Below are 18,193 nucleotides of genomic sequence, written 5' to 3' on the forward strand. Positions count from 1 at the left end.
TCCTCGGGCTCTGCCGATAGGCTGGGCCGATGGACGCTGACGGGCGCTCGGGCGGTCGGCCCCAGACGGGGTCGACGTCCGGCGGATCCTCCGACGACACCGCGGCGAACCAGCACCCGAAGGTGGTGCTGGTCACCGGCGCGTGCCGCTTCCTGGGTGGCTACCTCACCGCCCGGTTGGCGCAGAATCCCGCGATCGACCACGTCATCGCCGTCGACGCCGTGACCCCGAGCAAGGACCTGCAGCGCCGCATGGGGCGCGCGGAGTTCGTGCGGGCCGACATTCGGAACCCGTTCATCGCCAAGGTGATTCGCAACGGCGACGTCGACACCGTGGTGCATGCGTCGGCAGCCTCCTACGCCCCGCGCTCGGGTGGCCGCGTCGCGCTCAAGGAGCAGAACGTCATGGGCGCCATGCAGCTCTTCGCGGCGTGCCAGAAGGCGCCGTCGGTGCGCCGCGTCGTGCTGAAGTCGACCTCGGAGGTGTACGGGTCGAGTGCGTTCGATCCCGTGCTGTTCACCGAGGACGGCAGCGCCCGCCGGCCACCGACCGGTGGCTTCGCGCGCGACTCGATCGACATCGAGGGCTACGCGCGCGGGCTGGCCCGCCGCCGCCCCGACATCGCCGTCACCATCCTGCGGCTGGCCAACATGATCGGCCCCGGCATGGACACCGCCCTGTCGCGGTATCTCGCCGGGCCGGTGGTGCCGTCGGTGCTCGGGCGCGACGCCCGGCTGCAACTACTGCACGAGCAGGACGCCCTCGGTGCGCTGGAACGCGCGACGGTGGCGGGTCGGCCGGGCACGTTCAACGTCGGCGCCTCCGGCATCATCATGATGTCGCAGGCGATCCGCCGCTCCGGCCGCGTCCGGTTGCCGGTGCCGAAATCGGCACTGTCTGCCGTCGATTCGCTGCGACGTGCCACCCGTTACACTGAGGTCGATCGCGAACAGCTGAACTACTTGAGCTACGGCCGGGTCATGGACATCTCGCGGATGCGCACCGACCTGGGTTATAGCCCGAAGTGGAGTACGGCGGAGGCTTTTGACGATTACGTGCGCGGTCGGTCGTTGACACCGATCATCGATCCCGGGTGGGTACGCTCACTCGAGAAGCGCGCCGTGGCCGTGGCGCAGCGCTGGGGCCGGTAGGCGCCAGGATGACGAGGACCGGACGGGGTGGGAGAAGGTAGCGACGTGGCGGGCGAATCGAAGGCGAAAGTCATACCGCTGCACGGAAGTTCGAGCCGTTCCTCGGCTGCGCGCCGTGCCGCCGCGCGGGCCGAGAGTTCGCGCAGACACCCGTCGCTGCTGACCGATCCGGGGACCCGCGCCTCGGCCGAGCAGATGGCCGCCGTGGTCCGCGAGATCGACGCGCACCGCACCACCGCCGCGGGCACGTCGACCGCGGCCGACGATCCCAACGAGCTGGCCCAGAAGATCGCCGCGGTGGCCGAGTTCACCCGCAAGCGGATGACCGGCGACTACGAGGTCGACGAGTTCGGCTTCGACCCGCACCTCAACAACGCAATCTTCCTTCCTTTGCTGCGTGGGCTGTTCAAGTCGTGGTTCCGGGTCGAGGTCAGCGGCATCGAGAACCTCCCCGAGACGGGTGCGGCGCTGGTCGTGGCGAACCACGCGGGCGTGCTGCCGCTCGACGGCCTGATGGCGTCGGTCGCGGTGCACGACTACCACCCCGCGCACCGGGACCTGCGCCTGCTGGCCGCCGACATGGTGTTCGACATGCCGTTCGTCGGCCAGGCCGCGCGCAAGGCCGGTCACACCATGGCCTGCACCGCCGACGCGCACCGCCTGCTCGCGGCCGGCGAACTGACCGCGGTGTTCCCCGAGGGTTACAAGGGTCTGGGCAAGCCGTTCCGGGACCGCTACAAGCTGCAGCGGTTCGGTCGCGGCGGGTTCGTGTCGGCGGCGCTGCGGGCCAAGGCCCCCATCGTGCCGTGCTCGATCGTCGGGTCCGAGGAGATCTACCCGATGCTCGCCGACGTGAAGCTGATCGCGCGGCTGTTCGGATTGCCCTACTTCCCGGTGACGCCGCTGTTCCCGCTCGCGGGCCCGCTCGGGCTGGTGCCGCTGCCGTCCAAGTGGCACATCCAGTTCGGCGAGCCGATCCCCACCGACGCCTACGACGAGGCGACCGCCGAGGATCCGATGGTCACGTTCGAACTCACCGACCAGGTGCGCGAGACCATCCAGCAGACGCTGTACCAGTTGCTCGCCAACCGCGGCAACACCTTCCTGGGCTGACGCGCCGGGCCGGCTCCGCCGCCACGGCCGGGTCAGGCAGACGCGTCCTTGCCCGCGTCGGATCTTTGCCCGGCAACCATCCGCGCGATGGCGGCGTCGCGCGCCGCGGCGATCTGCGCGCTGACCTCGTCGGCCTCGTCGGGGTGCGACGCCTCGCCCAGCATGGTCACGATGCTGGTGAGCACCGGCTTGCCCTCGTCGTCGGTCACCTCGCCGCGGACCTCGGTCAGCACGGTGCCGTGCGACTCGATCACCGAGTCGAGGTAGGAGTCGAACCACAGCTTGTCGCCCACGACGATGGGCCGGTGGAAGGTCAGCTTCTGGTCGCGGTGCAGCACCCGCTCCAGGTTGATCGGCACGTCGAAGTTGTTGAAGATCTCCAGCTGCACGCGGCGGCCCGCCACGGCGACGAACGTCAGCGACGCGATCAGGGTGTCGTAGCCGCATTCACCCGCGGCGGCCTCGCTGTAGTGCGCGGGGTGGTCGTCCTTCACCGCACGGGCGAACTCGCGCACCTTCTCCCGGTCGACCTCGAAGTAGTCGGGGTACCGGTAGTGGGTTCCGATGATGTCGGCGGCGATGCTCATGGTTCGGTGCTGCTCCCGTGCAGTGGTTCGTCCCAGCCGGGCGAGCCTATCAGCGCCGGGTCAGTGACCGTCCCGGCGCGAGACCACGGCGGCCAGCGCTCCGCCGACCGCTCCGAGCGCCAGCGCCGAGGGCACCCCGATGCGTGCGGCCTTGCGGGCGGTGCGGAAGTCGCGGACCTCCCAGCCGCGCTCGCGGGCGAGGTCGCGCAGCGCCGCATCCGGGTTGATCGCCACGGCGGTGCCCACCAGCGACAGCATCGGCACGTCGTTGAAGCTGTCGGAGTAGGCCGTGCAGCGTCGCAGGTTCAGTCCCTCGCGGATGGCCAGCGACCGCACCGCGTGCGCCTTGCCGGCGCCGTGCAGGATCTCGCCGACCAGCCGTCCGGTGAAGACGCCGTCGACGGACTCGGCGATGGTGCCGAGCGCGCCGGTCAGCCCCAGCTTGCGGGCGATCGTGGCGGCCAGCTCGTAGGGCGTGGCGGTGACCAGCCACACCTGTTGGCCCGCGTCGAGGTGCATCTGGGCCAGCGCCCGCGTCCCCGGCCAGATCTTGTCGGCGATGATCTCGTCGTAGATCTCCTCGCCGACGTCGGCCAGCTCCGAGGTGGGGCGACCCTCGATGAACGCCAGCGCCTTGCGTCGTCCGGCGGCGACGTCGTCGCTGTTCTCCTTGCCGGTGAGCTGGAACTTGGCCTGCGCATAGCCGAACCGGGCCAGATCGCCGTAGGTGAAGTACTTGCGGGCGGCCAGGCCGCGGGCGAAGTGGACCAGCGAGCTGCCCTGCACCAGGGTGTTGTCCACGTCGAAGAACGCCGCCGCGGTCAGGTCCGGGGGCGGGGGTTGCGGTGCCGTCGCCTCGGCGAGGACGCCATGCTCGTCGACGAGCACGTCGGCGTCGCGCTCGGCGTCGGACGGGGCGTGCTCGTCGCCTGCGCCGTGTGAGTCGGACACGGCTCAACAGTAGGTCACGGGATACTGACGGGCATGAGGCAGAAGGTGGTGTTGCTGACGCGCGCCGGGTGCAGTCTCTGCGAGGCGGCCGCGGCCCGGCTGACGGCCCTGGCCGACGAGCTGGGCTTCACCTGGACCGCCACCGACGTCGACGCCGCCGCGGCGACGGGTGACGCCGCGCTGCGCGCCGAGTACGGCGACCGGCTCCCGGTGGTGCTGCTCGACGGTCGCGAGCACAGCTACTGGGAGGTCGACGAGCCGCGGTTGCGGGCCGACCTGACGGGCTGAGCACCCGGGCCGGGTGGGGTTGTGAGACTGCTCAGCAAATTTGGAGGACGGGCCGGTCAACGACTACCGTCGATGACGTGGTGACGAGGCCATGAGCGTTCTCCTGTTCGGCGTTTCGCACCGCAGCGCGCCCGTTTCCGTGCTGGAGCAGTTGAGCACCGACGAGTCCGACCAGGCCAAGATCGTCGAGGAACTCCTCCGGTCGTCGCTGGTCACCGAGGCCATGGTGCTGGCGACCTGCAACCGGGTCGAGGTCTACGCGGTGGTCGAGGCCTTCCACGGCGGTCTGTCCGTGGTCGGGCAGGTGCTCGCCGAGCACTCCGGGATGTCGCTGCAGGATCTCACCAAGTACGCCTACGTCCGGTACGCCGAGGCCGCGGTCGAGCACCTGTTCGCCGTCGCCAGCGGCCTGGATTCGATGGTGGTCGGCGAGCAGCAGGTGCTGGGCCAGGTGCGTCGCTCCTACGCCGCCGCCGAGGCCAACCACGCGGTCGGCCGCACCCTGCACGAGCTGTCCCAGCGGGCGCTGTCGGTCGGCAAGCGGGTGCACAGCGAGACCGGCATCGACGCCGCCGGGGCATCGGTGGTGTCGGTCGCGCTGGAGATGGCGTCCCGCCGGTTGGACGGCCTGGACGGTCGCACGGCGGTCGTCATCGGCGCCGGATCGATGGGCGCGCTGTCCGCGGCGCACCTCGTCCGCGCCGGCATCGGCCGCATCCACGTGGTCAACCGTTCGCTGCCGCGCGCCGAGCGCCTGGTGGCCAACCTGCGCGAGCAGGGCGTCGACGCACACGCGTTCCCGTTCGACCACCTGCCGCCGGTGCTGACCGACGCCGACGTCGTCGTGTCGTCGACCGGAGCGGTCCGCCCCGTGGTGTCCCTGGCCGACGTGCACCGCGGCCTGGCGCACGGGCAGGAACCCAAGCAGCTCGTCATCTGCGATCTCGGCATGCCGCGCGACGTCGACCCGGCGGTTGCCGGACTGCCCGGCGTGCACGTCATCGACATGGAGCGCATCCAGCGCGAGCCCGCCGCGCGCACCGCTGCCGCCGACGCCGAGGCGGCCCGCGCGATCGTCGCCGCCGAGGTGGCGAGCTACCTCGCGGGCCAGCGCGTGGCGGAGGTGACCCCGACCGTGACGGCGCTGCGCCAGCGCGCCGCCGACGTCGTGGAGGCCGAGCTGCTGCGCCTGGACAACCGCCTGCCGGGCCTGGACGCCGCACACCGCGACGAGGTGGCCCGCACGGTGCGCCGGGTGGTCGACAAGCTGCTGCACGCGCCGACCGTCCGGGTCAAACAGCTCGCGGGCGCGCCCGGCGGCGACAGCTACGCCGAGGCGCTGCGCGAATTGTTCGAACTCGACCCGCAGGCCGTCGACGCGGTCGCCGGTGGCGAATTGCCGTTGCCCGCAGGCGGTTCGGCGCCGTCGCTCGGCGCCGACCTGGACAAGACCGAGTAGCGCTTGCCGAACAACGCAGCCATCCGGATCGGCACCAGGGGCAGCCTGCTGGCCACCACGCAGGCCGGTGCCATCAGGGACGCCCTGACGGCCAGAGGCCACGCCGCCGAACTCGTCATCGTCTCCACCGAGGGCGACCGGTCCGACGCGCCGATCGCCGACATCGGCGTCGGCGTCTTCACCGCCGCCCTGCGCGAGGCGATCGCCGAGGGCTCCGTCGACATGGCCGTGCACTCGTACAAGGATTTGCCGACCGCCCGCGACGAGCGGTTCGCCATCGCTGCGATCCCGCGACGCGAGGACCCCCGCGACGCGCTCGTCGCCCGCGACGGCCTGGTGCTGGGGGAGTTGCCGGCGGGCTCCGTCCTCGGGACGTCGAGCCCGCGGCGGACCGCGCAGCTTAGAGCACTGGGTCTCGGTTTGGAAATCCGCCCCCTACGAGGCAACCTAGACACCAGGTTGAACAGGGTTACGAGCGGTGATCTCGACGGTGTCGTCGTCGCCCGAGCGGGCCTGGCTCGCATCGGACGACTCGCCGCCATCACGGAGACGCTCGAGCCGGTGCAGATGTTGCCAGCGCCGGCTCAGGGGGCGCTCGCCGTGGAGTGTCGCGCCGAGGACGTCGAGTTGGCCGCGTTGCTCGCGGAGTTGGACGACCCCGACACGCGCGCCGCGGTCACCGCCGAGCGTGTCCTGCTCGCCGAACTGGAGGCGGGGTGCTCCGCGCCGGTGGGTGCGATCGCGGAAGTGGTCGAGTCCATCGACGAGGAGGGCAATGTCTTCGAAGAGCTGTCGCTGCGCGGATGCGTGGCGGCGGTGGACGGATCCGACGTGATCCGTGCGTCCGGCATCGGGACTCCCGAGCGGGCCCGAGAACTGGGGATCTCGGTGGCCGCGGAGTTGTTCGAGCTGGGAGCGCGCGATCTGTTGGTGGATCGGACACAAGAGCGGGAGTGAAGGATGACGACCCGACGTAAGCACAAGCCCGGCCACATCACGTTCGTGGGCTCGGGGCCGGGAGACCCGGGCCTGCTGACCACGCGGGCCCGCGCGGTGCTGGCCAACGCGGCGCTGGCGTTCATCGATCCCGACGTGCCGGAGGCGGTGCTCGCCCTGATCGGCTGCGAGCTGCCGCCGCCGTCGGGACCGGAGGCGCCCAGCGCGGCCGACGACGCCGCCGATGCCGACGCCCCGGCGGCCCTGCCGGGTGGCGTGGACGTGCGGCCCGCGCTCGGCGATCCCGCCGAGGTGGCCAAGATCCTGGTGAACGAGTCCCGCGCGGGCTCCGACGTCGTGCGACTGGTGGCCGGTGACCCGCTGTCGGTGGACTCGGTGCTCGCCGAGGTCAACGCCGTGGCGCGGACGCAGGCGCACTTCGAGATCGTGCCGGGCCTGCCCGCCACCACCGCCGTTCCGACCTACGCCGGGCTACCGCTCGGCTCGGCGCACACCGTCGCCGACGTGCGCGGCGACGTCGACTGGGCGGCGCTGGCCGCCGCGCCGGGCCCGCTGATCCTGCACGCCACGGCCTCGCACCTGCCGGACGCCGCGCGCACCCTCATCGAGTACGGCCTGACCGACACGACGCCGGTCGTCGTCACCGCCAACGGCACGACGTGCCAGCAGCGTTCGGTGGAGACCACGCTGGTGGGTCTGCTGGACAAGGCGACGCTCGAGAAGCCCGTCGGCAGCGAGCCTGCCGGTCCGCTCACCGGCCCGCTGGTCGCGACGATCGGCAAGACCGTCGCCAACCGCGCCAAGCTGAACTGGTGGGAGAGCCGCGCCCTGTACGGCTGGACCGTGCTGGTGCCGCGCACCAAGGACCAGGCCGGCGAGATGAGCGACCGCCTGGTCTCGCACGGCGCCCTGCCGATCGAGGTGCCGACCATCGCCGTCGAGCCGCCCCGCAGCCCGGCGCAGATGGAGCGCGCCGTCAAGGGTCTGGTGGACGGCCGGTTCCAGTGGGTCGTGTTCACCTCGACCAACGCGGTGCGGGCGGTGTGGGAGAAATTCAACGAGTTCGGCCTGGACGCCCGGGCGTTCTCCGGAGTGAAGATCGCGTGCGTCGGTCAGGCGACCGCCGACCGGGTCCGCGCCTTCGGCATCAATCCCGAACTGGTCCCGACCGGTGAGCAGTCCTCGCTGGGGCTGCTCGACGAGTTCCCGCCCTACGACGACATCTTCGACCCGGTGAACCGGGTGCTGCTGCCGCGCGCGGACATCGCCACCGAGACGCTGGCCGAGGGGCTGCGCGAACGCGGCTGGGAGATCGAGGACGTCACGGCGTACCGCACGGTGCGTGCCGCGCCGCCGCCCGCGCAGACGCGCGAGATGATCAAGACCGGCGGTTTCGACGCGGTGTGCTTCACGTCGAGTTCGACGGTGCGCAACCTCGTCGGCATCGCGGGCAAGCCGCACGCACGGACCATCGTGGCGTGCATCGGGCCCAAGACCGCCGAGACCGCAGCGGAATTCGGGCTGCGCGTCGACGTGCAGCCCGAGACGGCCGCGGTCGGCCCGCTGGTCGAGGCGCTCGCCGAGCACGCCGCCCGGCTGCGCGCCGAGGGTGCCCTGCCGCCGCCGCGCAAGAAGAGTCGCCGCCGCTGACCGGTCACGAGGAGCGCTAGCCATGGCCTTCCCGAGGCACCGGCCGCGTCGGTTGCGCAGCACGCCGGCGATGCGCCGGCTGGTCGGCGAGACCTCGCTGGAGCCACGGCATCTGGTGCTGCCGATGTTCGTCGCCGACGGCACCGACGCGCCGCGCGAGATCGCGTCGATGCCGGGCGTGTACCAGCACACCCGCGACTCGCTGCGGCGCGCCGCGGTGGACGCGGTCGCCGCCGGGGTGGGCGGGTTGATGCTGTTCGGCGTGCCCCGCGACGAGGACAAGGACGCGATCGGCTCGGCCGGAACGGATCCCGAGGGCATCCTCAACGTCGGCCTGCGCGACCTGGCCGCCGAGGTGGGCGACGCCACCGTGCTGATGGCCGACACCTGCCTCGACGAGTTCACCGACCACGGGCACTGCGGCGTGTTGGACGTCTCCGGTCGCGTCGACAACGACCTCACCAACACCCGCTACGTCGAACTGGCCGTCGCACAAGCGGATTCGGGCGCCCACGTGGTGGGTCCGAGCGGCATGATGGACGGCCAGGTGGCGGCGATCCGCGACGGGCTGGACGCCGCGGGGCACACCGACACCGCGATCCTGGCCTACGCCGCCAAGTTCGCGTCCGGTTTCTACGGCCCGTTCCGGGAGGCGGTGGCCTCCAGCCTGTCCGGTGACCGGCGCACCTATCAGCAGGAGGCCGGCAACGCCCGAGAGGCGCTGCACGAGATTGCGCTCGACATCGACGAGGGCGCCGACGTCATCATGGTCAAGCCCGCCATGTCCTACCTGGACGTGGTGCGCGCGGCCGCCGACGTGTCTCCGGTCCCCATCGCCGCCTACCAGGTGTCCGGGGAGTACTCGATGATCCACGCGGCCGCCGCCAACGGCTGGATCGACCTTCGCACGGTCGCGCTGGAGACGCTCGTCGGCATTCGGCGGGCCGGCGCAGACATCGTGCTGACCTATTGGGCGGCCGACGTCGCCGGATGGCTGGCGTGACCGAAGCGACCTCGCCCGACGGCATCCCCGAGGACGTCGGCACGGGCTTCTGGTGCTGGCTGATCGCGGTGCCGCTGCTCGCGGGCGCCTACGTGCTCGACGTCGTCGCCGGGCAGGACTCCCGCACGCCGTGGGTGATCGACGCCTTCGCGGTGTTCTTCGTCGTGGCACTGTCGGCCATCGTGGTGGCGCTGCTGATGCTGCTGCGCCAGGGCTACCGCTGGGCACGCACGGTGCTCACCGGCGGCAGCGCCGCGAGCGTGGTGTACCTGGTGACGCACCTGTTCGGCGGCGACCGTCCGGAGACGGTGGCGCTGGGCTACGCGGCGTGCGTGATCGTCGGATCGGTGCTCGTCGTCGGCGGCGTCTACCTGCTGCACCGCAAGGACGCCCACGCCTATCTCACCCGATAGGCTGGCCCGACCATGCCCGCCCACCCCGCCGGTCCCGACCGTCCGCGCGTCGTCGACTTCGCGTTCGGCTGCTGGCTGGCGGGTGCCGTTCTGGTCGCGGCGCTGGGCCTGCTGACGCTGACCCAGGGCGGGCATCCGACTATCGTCGGCCTCGGCGTGCTGCTGGTGGCGGTGGGATTGGCGCAGGGCTACCTCGCCGGGCGGACCCGGCGGCGGCACGTCCGCTTCGCCAACGCCGCGGTGGGTCTCGCGCTGGCCGCCGTCGTCTTCCTCGCGCTGGTCCTGCTGCTGTTCGGCGGCGGCATCATCGACGTCGTCCTCATCGCGGTCACCATGGCCTGCCTCATCGCCGGCTGCGTGCTGATCCGGCGCACGGCTGCCCAGCAGTGGTTGGGCGGCGCGGCGTGACGGGCGGCCCGCTGTTCGCCGAACCCGGCGCCACGTGGTGGTGGGCCGCGGCCGGACCGGCCTCGGCGGCGGCGATGCTGCTCATCCAGGTGTGGGCCGGCTACGGCGTCCAGTGGCTGGTGCCCCTGGTGTTCTTCGTGCTCGTCACCGGCTTCCTGTCGATCCAGGTGAAGGCCGCCCGCATCCACACGTCGGTGGAACTCACCGAGGAGTACCTGCGGCAGGGCACCGAGACCATCCGGATCAGCGAGATCGTGCAGATCTACCCCGAGCCGTCCGGCTCGGAGACGCCGAAGTGGCAGTCGGCCCGCGCGCTCGGCGAGCTGACCGGTGTCCCGCGCGGCCGTACTGGCATCGGTCTGAAGCTGACCAACGGCCGCACCGCCCAGGCCTGGGCGCGACGGCACCGGCAGCTGCGCGCGGCGCTGGAGAGCGTGGCGGTGACGCCGTGAGCAGGCGGGTGCGCGGGATCGTCGAGCTGGTGCTGGCCGTCGCGGCAGCCGTGGGCTGCGTGCTGTGCTGGGTCGCCGCGCGGTCACCGGAACTGGCACCTCCGGTCACCGCGGACGAGCCCAGCCGGGTGGTGGTGGCCTACGACCCCACGCTGATCTCGCTGGCGCTGCTGCTGGCGGCGGCCGCCGGGGTGCTGGCGGTCGCCGGGGTCGGTGCGCTGCGCACCCGGCGGTGAGGCTGGTCACACGCCTGTTGGTACAAAGTACGCGATCTGTAACACTGTTTCCATGACGGACGTCGCGCACACCATGACCCCTACACCCGCGGACGCGCTGCCGCTGGGGCCCGACTCGCTGGTGTGGCGGTGGTTCGGCGACAACCGCATGTACCTCATCGGTCCTCGCCCGGCGGTGCTGCAGAACATGCTCGCCGAGCTGGGGCAGGGCGTGTACGACCACTCCACGTTCTTCGCCGACACCGCCGAGCGGCTGCGCCGGACCATCCCGCCGATCTTCAACACCGTGTACGGCACGGACACCGCGAACGCCGGCACCCAGGTGCGCGACTTCCACCACGACGTCAAGGGCGACCTCACCCACCCCGACGGCACCGTCACCCGCTATCACGCACTGGACCCCGAGACGTACTTCTGGGCGCACGCCACCTTCGTCGAGCAGGTGCTGTACTTCGCCGACACCTTCGTCAGGCGCCTCACCGACGACGAGAAGGAGCGCATCTACCTCGAGTCGAAGACGTGGTACCGGCGCTACGGGGTGTCCGACCGCCCGATGCCCGACACCTACGCCGACTTCCAGCGGTACTGGGAATACATGCTCGACGAGGTCCTCGTCGCGCACCCGTCGGCCAGGTACGGCGTCGGATACGTCACCAAGGGCTTCCCCTGCCCTAAGGGCGTGCACCCGCTGCTGTGGCGCGTCCTCGCGCTGGTGTTCGACCCGCTGGCGGCGTTCCTCACCACCGGCGGGCTGCCGCCGCGTGCCCGCGACCTGCTGAACCTGCCGTGGACCGACCGCCAGGAGCGGGCGTATCAGCGCTTCGCGGCGTGCTGGCGATCGCGTCCGGTCAACTGGGTGTGGGACCGGCTGCCGATGTCGGTGCGCTACAACGGATACGCGCGGCGCGGCTACGCTCGGAGCTGATGACGACCTCCGTACCGGGTAGCGACGCCACCATGGTGGCGATCCTCGACGCGGCCCTGGTGGAGTTCGAACGGCACGGCTTCCGGCGGGTGGCACTCGACGACGTCGCCCGTCGTGCCGGCGTCAGCCGCACCACGATCTACCGGCGCTTCGCCAACCGCGACGACCTCGTCGGCGCCGTCATCGAGCGGGAGAACGTCGCCCTGTTCGCCGACATCGCCGCCGAACTGCGGCAGGCCGGGCCGCCCGCCAACTACTACGTCGAGGCGTTCACGCTGTCGATCCTGCGGTTCCGCGAGCACCGGGTGCTCAATCAGATGATCACCGACGAGCCGGCCCTCGTGCTCGAGCTCGCCCGGCGGCACTGGCCGGCCGCCATCGCCCGGATGGCCGAGGCGCTGCGCGTCATCTTTCCGCCGGGGTTCGCCGTGCGCCTCGGCGACGAGGGGATCGACGACCTTGCCGACACGATCCTGCGGTACGCCGCGATGGTGCTGCTGCTCCCGGGCACCGAGCCGCTGGAGGGGGCCGACGACGTCCGCGCCTTCGCCACCCGGCACTTCCTGCCGAGCCTGCCCGCGGCCCTGCGTACCGTCGGTGTCTAGCTGGCGCTGTTTCGTGGATCACAGTTTCGGGCAGACGCTCTCCATGAGCACTGACGCCGAGAGCCAGACGACCGGGAGCGAATCGACCGGAAGCGACACGACCGAGGACGGGACCATCCCCAAGCCCGAGGTCACCGACGAACACCGCGAGAAGGCCAAGGAGATGGCCAAGGCCTACGAGGACGACCGCCCGACGGTCGCGGTGCCGGGCACCAGCAACACCGTCACCGGGCAGGCCGTCGCCGACTGGATCGACGAGGACGGCAGCCCGAAGTACGGCGAGGTCGAAGGTGGCGGCATCGACCGCGACGACATCATGGGCGAGCGCGAGAAGACCATGAACGACGACTAGGTGCCGACTACCGTCGGCCCCGTGACTTCCCTCGAGCCCACCGACTCCGGGCGCACCGATCCCGAGCACGCTGCCTTCGCCCGCACCGCAACGGCCTTCCGCGACATGGCGCACGCCATCGTGTGGGCGTCCGTCGCCACCGTCGATCCCGATGCCCGCCCGCGTACGCGCATCCTGCACCCGATCTGGGACTGGGACGGCACCGACCTGACCGGGTGGGTGGCCACCGTCCCGTCGCCGGTCAAGCGGGCCGACCTCGACGCGCATCCGCACGCGTCGGTGAGCTACTGGACCACCAGCCACGACACCTGCAGTGCCGACTGCCACGTGCAGTGGCACTTCGACGACGAGACGCGAAAAGCGGTGTGGGACAGGTTCGCTCACGGGCCTGCGCCCGTCGGCTACGACCCGTTCATCATCCCGCAGTGGGCCGGCGGTCCGACGTCGGACCAGTTCGCCGTGCTGCGGTTGACTCCCTACCGGCTGCGCGTGATGCCCGGGACGGTGCTGATCGCCGGCGAAGGCGAGGTGCTGTCCTGGCGCGATACGACGAGCGACGTTGCGGGCACCCGGTGACCGATCCCCACTCAACCGTGGCCCCATCCGACTCGCTCTCCGCCCCGGCGCGGACGACCACCGAACGTCCCGACGTTGCCACCCTCCCGCTGGTGCCCCGCAACCCGCTGCCGTACCGCGAACTGCTGCGCTCGGTGCGCCGTCTCGACACCGGCCAGGAGGTCATCCGCGACGCCGGCGGGCGCATCACCCGCGTCGGCATCGGACCGGCCTGGCTGATTCCGCCGCTGGTGTCGGTGATGTCGCCGGACGGGGTGCGCGACGTGCTGGGGCGCAACGACGCATTCTCCGAGCGGTGCGTCGTGCACGACGAAGTCCGCCACCTCGGCGGCGACAGCCTGTTCGTCCTGCCCAACGAGCCCTGGCGCCCGCGCCGGCGCGCCCTGCAGCCGGTGTTCGCCAAGCCCAACGTCAAGTCCTTCGGCGGCCACATGTCCCGCGCCGCCGAGGCGTTCGTGGCGCCGTGGCGCCAGGGCGCGGCCGCCGCGGACGTCGACCTCGACCTCGCGTGCCGCCGGATCACCATGCAGTCCCTCGGCCGGTCGGTGCTCGGCATCGACCTCAACGAGCGGGCCGACGAGATCGCCGCCCACATGCACGTCGCGTCGTCCTACACCGCCGACCGCGCGCTGCGGCCGTTCCGGGCACCGCGGTGGCTCCCCACGCCGGCGCGCCGGCGGGCCCGCGCGGCGGTGGCCGCGCTGCGCCGGATCGCCACGGACATCGTCGACGCCTGCCGCGCCGACCCGACGCGCGACGCCCCGCTGGTGCACGCATTGCTTGCGGCGCGCGACCCGGAGACCGGGCAGCCGCTGTCGGACACCGACATCGCCGACGACCTGATGATCTTCATGCTCGCCGGTCACGACACCACGGCGACCGCGCTGACCTACGCGCTGTGGGCGCTCGGCCACCACCAGGACGTGCAGGACCGGGTGGCCGCGGAGGCCGCCGCGCTCGGCGACCGCGACGTCGTCGCCGCCGACGTGACGCGGCTGCCGTACACCGTGCAGGTGTTGCGCGAGTCGCTGCGGCTGTGCCCGCCGGCGGCCGGCGTCGGTCGCGTCGCCACGCGCGACATCGACGTCGCCGGGCACCGGGTGCAGAAGGGCACGCTGATCGCCGTCGGCATCTATGCGCTGCACCGCGACCCGCAGCTGTGGGAGGACCCGCTGCGCTTCGACCCGGACCGCTTCACCCCGGAGCGGATGAAGCGCCGCAACCGGTGGTCGTTCGTGCCGTTCGCCGGCGGCGCGCGGTCCTGCATCGGCGAGCACTTCGCGATGCTGGAGACCACGCTGGCGCTCGCGACCATTGTCCGGGCCGCCCGGGTGCAGTCGACCGACGCCGAGTTCCACACCGACGTGCCGTTCACCACCGTCGCCCGCGGGCCGATCCGCGCCCGCGTCGCACCCCGCCCGCCGCTGCCGCCGAACTGAGCGTCACGTCGGGCGGGCGCACGCGCCGGCGACGCTACGTTCTAGTTCGGTGCGGTCCGTCCGGTGCGCAATGCCACGAGATCGACGTGGGGGTCGTGCATCAAGGCTCGTCCGCGGCCCTGGTGTCGATCTCGCGGCGGACTCCCGCCGCGGCACGGAGCGCCGCACTGCCCACGTGCCGAGGACCACTACACCCTGTAGTTGACGCCTTCGGCCAGGCTGGGACACTGGGTGTCATGGGTGTTCACGACGCGGTCACCGGCCAGTCGACCGAGGTCTCGGCGCGGCTGTTCGCCGAGGCCGCCGCGGTCATCCCGGGCGGCGTCAACTCGCCGGTGCGGGCATTCAACAGCGTGGGCGGCACGCCGCGGTTCATCACCCGGGCCAACGGCTATGAGCTGACCGACGCCGACGGCAACACCTACGTCGACCTGGTGTGCTCCTGGGGTCCGGCGCTGCTCGGTCACGCCCACCCGGCGGTCGTCGAGGCGGTCCGCTCGGTGGCCCTCGACGGGCTGACCTTCGGCGCGCCGACGCCCACCGAGACACACCTGGCCACCGAGATCATCGAGCGCGTCGCGCCGGTCGAGCGGATCCGCTTCGTCAACTCGGGCACCGAGGCCACGATGAGCGCGATCCGGCTGGCCCGCGGCTTCACCGGTCGACCCAAGATCGTCAAGTTCTCCGGCTGCTACCACGGGCACAGCGACGGGCTGCTCGCCGATGCCGGCTCGGGTGTCGCCACGCTCGGGTTGCCGTCCTCGCCGGGAGTCACCGGTGCGGCCGCCGCGGACACCATCGTGCTGCCGTACAACGACGTCGCCGCCGTCGAGCAGGTGTTCGCCGAGGCCGGCGACCAGATCGCGTGCGTCATCAGCGAGGCCGCCGCGGGCAACATGGGCGCCGTCCCGCCGCTGCCCGGCTTCAACGCCGCGCTGCGCCGCATCACCGACGCCCACGGCGCCCTGCTGATCCTCGACGAGTTGATGACCGGCTTCCGGGTCAGCCGTGCCGGCTGGTTTGGGATTGACGGCGTGGCCGCGGACCTGCTGACGTTCGGCAAGGTGATGAGCGGCGGGTTGCCCGCCGCCGCGTTCGGCGGGCGTGCCGACGTCATGGACCGGCTCGCGCCGATCGGCCCGGTGTACCAGGCCGGCACGCTGTCGGGGAATCCGGTCGCGATGGCCGCCGGCCTGGCGACGCTGCGGGCCGCCGACGACGCGGTGTACGCGGCCGTCGACGCCAACGCCGACCGGCTCGCGGCGCTGCTGAGCGACGCGCTCACCGAGGCGTCGGTGACGCATCACGTCTCGCGGGCCGCCAACATGCTGAGCGTGTTCTTCGCCGACGGGCCGGTGACCGACTTCGCGTCGGCGAAGGCCACCGAGACGTGGCGCTTCCCACCGTTCTTCCACGCGCTGCTGGAGGCCGGGGTGTACCCGCCGTGCAGCGCCTTCGAGGCGTGGTTCGTCTCGTCCGCGCTCGACGACGCGGCCTTCGACCGGATCGCCGCCGCCCTGCCCGCCGCCGCCCGCGCGGCGGCCGCCGCGGAGCGTCCCGCCTGATGGCCGAGACGACCCGGACCACGGTGCACGTGGTCCGCCACGGCGAGGTGCACAACCCCGATCAGGTGCTCTACGGTCGGCTGCCCGACTTCCACCTGTCCGACCGCGGCCGCAGGCAGGCGCAGTCGGCCGCCGAGTGGCTCGCCGGCCACGACGTCGCCTATGTCGTCGCGTCGCCGTTGGAGCGCGCCCAGGAGACCGCGGCGCCCATCGCGGCGACCCACGGCCTCGACGTGGACGTCGACGGGGACCTCATCGAATCGTGGAACCAGTTCGAGGGGGAGAAGGTGGCCCCCGGTGACGGCGCGCTGCGCGACCCGCGGAACTGGCCGAAGCTGCGCAATCCGCGCCGACCGTCGTGGGGCGAGCCGTACACCGAGGTGGCGGCGCGGATGACGGCCGCGCTGCACCGCGCCCGCACCCGGGCCGCCGGGCACGAGGCCGTCTGCGTCAGCCACCAGCTGCCGGTGGAGACGCTGCGCCGCGCCATGACCGGTCGCGCGCTCGCGCACCTGCCGCTGCCGCACAGCCGGCTGTGCAACCTCGCGTCGGTCACCTCGTTCACGTTCGACGGCGACCAGCTGATCCGCTGGGGTTACTCGGAGCCCTGGGGACTGTAGTGGGACGGCTGGTCGCGATCGTGGCGGCGTGCACGGCAGCGGTCGCCGTGCTCGCCGGCTGCTCCACGGGCGACGACGCCGTCGCCCAGGGCGGCACCTTCGAATTCGTGGCGCCCGGCGGCAAGACCGACATCTTCTACGACCCGCCGGAACAGCGCGGCTCGCCGGGCCGCATCTCCGGCCCGCAGCTGACCGACCCCGCCAAGACGCTGTCGCTCGACGACTTCGCGGGCAAGGTCGTCGTCATCAACGTGTGGGGCCAATGGTGCGGCCCGTGCCGGTCAGAGATGCCGGAGCTGCAGAAGGTGTACGACGCCACCCGCGCGCGCGGCGTCGCGTTCCTCGGCATCGACGTCCGCGACGCCAACCGCGACGCGGCCGTGGACTTCGTCGTCGACCGCAGGATCACCTTCCCGTCCATCTACGACCCCGCGATGCGCACGATGATCGCCTTCGGCGGCAAGTACCCGACCACCGTGATCCCGTCGACCATCGTGCTGGACCGCGAGCACCGGGTGGCGGCGGTGTTCCTGCGCGAGCTGCTGGGCGAGGACCTGCGACCGGTGGTCGAGCGACTGGCGGCCGAAGAGACGCCCGCGAAGTGAGCGTGCTGGCGGCATCCCTCGACCAGGTCGACCAGCTGATGGCGACCGGGCCGCTCGCGCTCGCGCTGGCGGTCAGCGCGCTGGCCGGCGTGGTGTCGTTCGCGTCGCCCTGCGTGGTGCCGCTGGTGCCGGGCTACCTGTCCTACCTCGCCGCGATCGTCGGGGTCGACGACGACGACGACAACGACCGCCGCCCGACTGACGGCGGCGGGGTCGCGGTCCGCACCGGCCGCTGGCGAGTGGCCGGCGCGACGGCGCTGTTCGTCGCCGGGTTCACCGTGGTCTTCGTCCTGGGCACCGTCGCCGTGCTCGGCATGACCACCACCCTGATCGCGAACGAGATCCTGCTGCAGCGCATCGGCGGCGTGGTGACCATCGTGATGGGCCTGGTGTTCGTCGGCTTCATCCCCGCGCTGCAACGCGACACCCGGTTCACCCCGCGGCAGGTGTCCACCCTCGGCGGGGCGCCGCTGCTCGGCGCGGTGTTCGGGCTGGGCTGGACGCCGTGCCTGGGACCGACGCTCGCCGCGGTCATCGCCATGGCCTCGGCCACCGAGGGCGCCAACGTCGCCCGCGGCGTCGCGCTGGTGGTCGCCTACTGCCTGGGGCTGGGAGTGCCGTTCGTCGCCCTGGCCTTCGGCTCGGCGCGCGCGATGCGCGGCCTCGGCTGGCTGCGCAGGCACACCCGGGCGATCCAGGTCTTCGGCGGCGTGCTGCTCATCGTGGTGGGGCTGGCGCTGGTCACCGGCCTGTGGGCCGACTTCGTGTCGTGGGTGCGCGACGCCTTCGTCAGCGACGCGAGGCTGCCTCTGTGAGTCCCTCGAGGTTCGGCCCGCGG

At 72.0% G+C, this 18,193-nt stretch carries 22 protein-coding genes; 20 read left to right on the forward strand and 2 right to left on the reverse strand.

The genetic code is table 11. The annotated features are described in order from the left end of the window. Window positions 1-29 precede the first annotated feature (29 nt). On the forward strand, window positions 30-1,151 hold the full coding sequence (locus FZ046_RS09685; protein ID WP_070354086.1) for an SDR family oxidoreductase: 1,122 nt from the start codon (window positions 30-32) through the stop codon (window positions 1,149-1,151). A gap of 45 nt (window positions 1,152-1,196) precedes the next feature. Then, entirely contained in the window at window positions 1,197-2,264 is a 1,068-nt protein-coding gene (locus FZ046_RS09690; protein ID WP_070354085.1) for a lysophospholipid acyltransferase family protein, read from the forward strand. Between the two features lie 32 nt (window positions 2,265-2,296). Here the strand turns inward: FZ046_RS09690 and FZ046_RS09695 are convergent, their stop codons facing one another. Next, complete coding sequence (locus FZ046_RS09695) at window positions 2,297-2,851, reverse strand: FAS1-like dehydratase domain-containing protein (protein ID WP_070354084.1); 555 nt, start codon at window positions 2,849-2,851, stop codon at window positions 2,297-2,299. Between the two features lie 60 nt (window positions 2,852-2,911). After that, window positions 2,912-3,739, reverse strand: a complete 828-nt coding sequence (locus tag FZ046_RS09700) for an HAD family hydrolase (protein ID WP_070354131.1) — start codon at window positions 3,737-3,739, stop codon at window positions 2,912-2,914. Between the two features lie 96 nt (window positions 3,740-3,835). On the opposite strand from FZ046_RS09700, the gene FZ046_RS09705 reads away from it, so the two are divergent. The 18 genes from FZ046_RS09705 (at window position 3,836) to FZ046_RS09790 (ending at window position 18,170) form a co-directional block, all read left to right on the forward strand. Beyond that, window positions 3,836-4,090 (forward strand): glutaredoxin family protein, encoded by a 255-nt coding sequence (locus FZ046_RS09705; RefSeq protein WP_070354083.1) that lies wholly within the window; start codon window positions 3,836-3,838, stop codon window positions 4,088-4,090. A 91-nt stretch (window positions 4,091-4,181) separates the two neighbouring features. Beyond that, on the forward strand, window positions 4,182-5,549 hold the full coding sequence (locus FZ046_RS09710) for a glutamyl-tRNA reductase (protein WP_070354082.1): 1,368 nt from the start codon (window positions 4,182-4,184) through the stop codon (window positions 5,547-5,549). Between the two features lie 3 nt (window positions 5,550-5,552). Next, the gene (hemC, locus tag FZ046_RS09715) at window positions 5,553-6,506 is read left to right on the forward strand and encodes a hydroxymethylbilane synthase (protein WP_070354081.1); all 954 of its coding nucleotides are present in this window, start codon (window positions 5,553-5,555) and stop codon (window positions 6,504-6,506) included. 3 nt (window positions 6,507-6,509) lie between these two features. Beyond that, window positions 6,510-8,156, forward strand: coding sequence for a bifunctional uroporphyrinogen-III C-methyltransferase/uroporphyrinogen-III synthase (locus tag FZ046_RS09720; protein WP_070354080.1), 1,647 nt, complete (start codon window positions 6,510-6,512; stop codon window positions 8,154-8,156). Window positions 8,157-8,178: 22 nt separating this feature from the next. Next, window positions 8,179-9,159 carry a porphobilinogen synthase gene (gene hemB / locus FZ046_RS09725; RefSeq protein ID WP_070354079.1) on the forward strand — a complete coding sequence of 327 codons (981 nt, stop codon included), beginning with the start codon at window positions 8,179-8,181 and terminating at the stop codon, window positions 9,157-9,159. Continuing rightward, entirely contained in the window at window positions 9,147-9,572 is a 426-nt protein-coding gene (locus FZ046_RS09730) for a hypothetical protein (protein ID WP_070354078.1), read from the forward strand. Before hemB ends, FZ046_RS09730 begins: the two co-directional genes overlap by 13 nt. A 12-nt stretch (window positions 9,573-9,584) precedes the next feature. Further along, window positions 9,585-9,980 (forward strand): hypothetical protein, encoded by a 396-nt coding sequence (locus FZ046_RS09735; RefSeq protein WP_070354077.1) that lies wholly within the window; start codon window positions 9,585-9,587, stop codon window positions 9,978-9,980. Window positions 9,981-9,991: 11 nt separating this feature from the next. After that, window positions 9,992-10,432 (forward strand): transport-regulating membrane protein Mce1N, encoded by a 441-nt coding sequence (locus tag FZ046_RS09740; RefSeq protein ID WP_099045967.1) that lies wholly within the window; start codon window positions 9,992-9,994, stop codon window positions 10,430-10,432. After that, window positions 10,429-10,668, forward strand: coding sequence for a hypothetical protein (locus tag FZ046_RS09745; protein WP_070354076.1), 240 nt, complete (start codon window positions 10,429-10,431; stop codon window positions 10,666-10,668). Before FZ046_RS09740 ends, FZ046_RS09745 begins: the two co-directional genes overlap by 4 nt. Window positions 10,669-10,720: 52 nt before the next feature. After that, the gene (locus FZ046_RS09750; protein WP_070354075.1) at window positions 10,721-11,593 is read left to right on the forward strand and encodes an oxygenase MpaB family protein; all 873 of its coding nucleotides are present in this window, start codon (window positions 10,721-10,723) and stop codon (window positions 11,591-11,593) included. Further along, window positions 11,593-12,198: a TetR/AcrR family transcriptional regulator gene (locus tag FZ046_RS09755; RefSeq protein ID WP_070354074.1), complete on the forward strand. Its 606-nt coding sequence runs from the start codon at window positions 11,593-11,595 to the stop codon at window positions 12,196-12,198. Before FZ046_RS09750 ends, FZ046_RS09755 begins: the two co-directional genes overlap by 1 nt. A gap of 43 nt (window positions 12,199-12,241) precedes the next feature. Then, window positions 12,242-12,550: a hypothetical protein gene (locus tag FZ046_RS09760; RefSeq protein ID WP_176749586.1), complete on the forward strand. Its 309-nt coding sequence runs from the start codon at window positions 12,242-12,244 to the stop codon at window positions 12,548-12,550. Window positions 12,551-12,655: 105 nt separating this feature from the next. Beyond that, on the forward strand, window positions 12,656-13,126 hold the full coding sequence (locus FZ046_RS09765; protein ID WP_070354129.1) for a pyridoxamine 5'-phosphate oxidase family protein: 471 nt from the start codon (window positions 12,656-12,658) through the stop codon (window positions 13,124-13,126). A 17-nt stretch (window positions 13,127-13,143) separates the two neighbouring features. After that, on the forward strand, window positions 13,144-14,565 hold the full coding sequence (locus FZ046_RS09770) for a cytochrome P450 (RefSeq protein ID WP_070354128.1): 1,422 nt from the start codon (window positions 13,144-13,146) through the stop codon (window positions 14,563-14,565). 236 nt (window positions 14,566-14,801) lie between these two features. Next, window positions 14,802-16,130, forward strand: a complete 1,329-nt coding sequence (hemL, locus tag FZ046_RS09775; RefSeq protein ID WP_070354072.1) for a glutamate-1-semialdehyde 2,1-aminomutase — start codon at window positions 14,802-14,804, stop codon at window positions 16,128-16,130. Further along, window positions 16,130-16,750, forward strand: coding sequence for a histidine phosphatase family protein (locus FZ046_RS09780; RefSeq protein WP_070354071.1), 621 nt, complete (start codon window positions 16,130-16,132; stop codon window positions 16,748-16,750). The genes hemL and FZ046_RS09780 overlap by 1 nt, the downstream gene beginning before the upstream one ends. After that, window positions 16,750-17,355, forward strand: coding sequence for a TlpA family protein disulfide reductase (locus tag FZ046_RS09785; RefSeq protein WP_070354070.1), 606 nt, complete (start codon window positions 16,750-16,752; stop codon window positions 17,353-17,355). Before FZ046_RS09780 ends, FZ046_RS09785 begins: the two co-directional genes overlap by 1 nt. Before the next feature lie 38 nt (window positions 17,356-17,393). Next, the gene (locus FZ046_RS09790; RefSeq protein ID WP_070354126.1) at window positions 17,394-18,170 is read left to right on the forward strand and encodes a cytochrome c biogenesis CcdA family protein; all 777 of its coding nucleotides are present in this window, start codon (window positions 17,394-17,396) and stop codon (window positions 18,168-18,170) included. Window positions 18,171-18,193 lie beyond the last annotated feature (23 nt).

It is taken from the genome of Mycolicibacterium grossiae (genome assembly GCF_008329645.1).
In the GTDB taxonomy this organism is placed as follows: Bacteria; Actinomycetota; Actinomycetes; order Mycobacteriales; family Mycobacteriaceae; genus Mycobacterium; species Mycobacterium grossiae.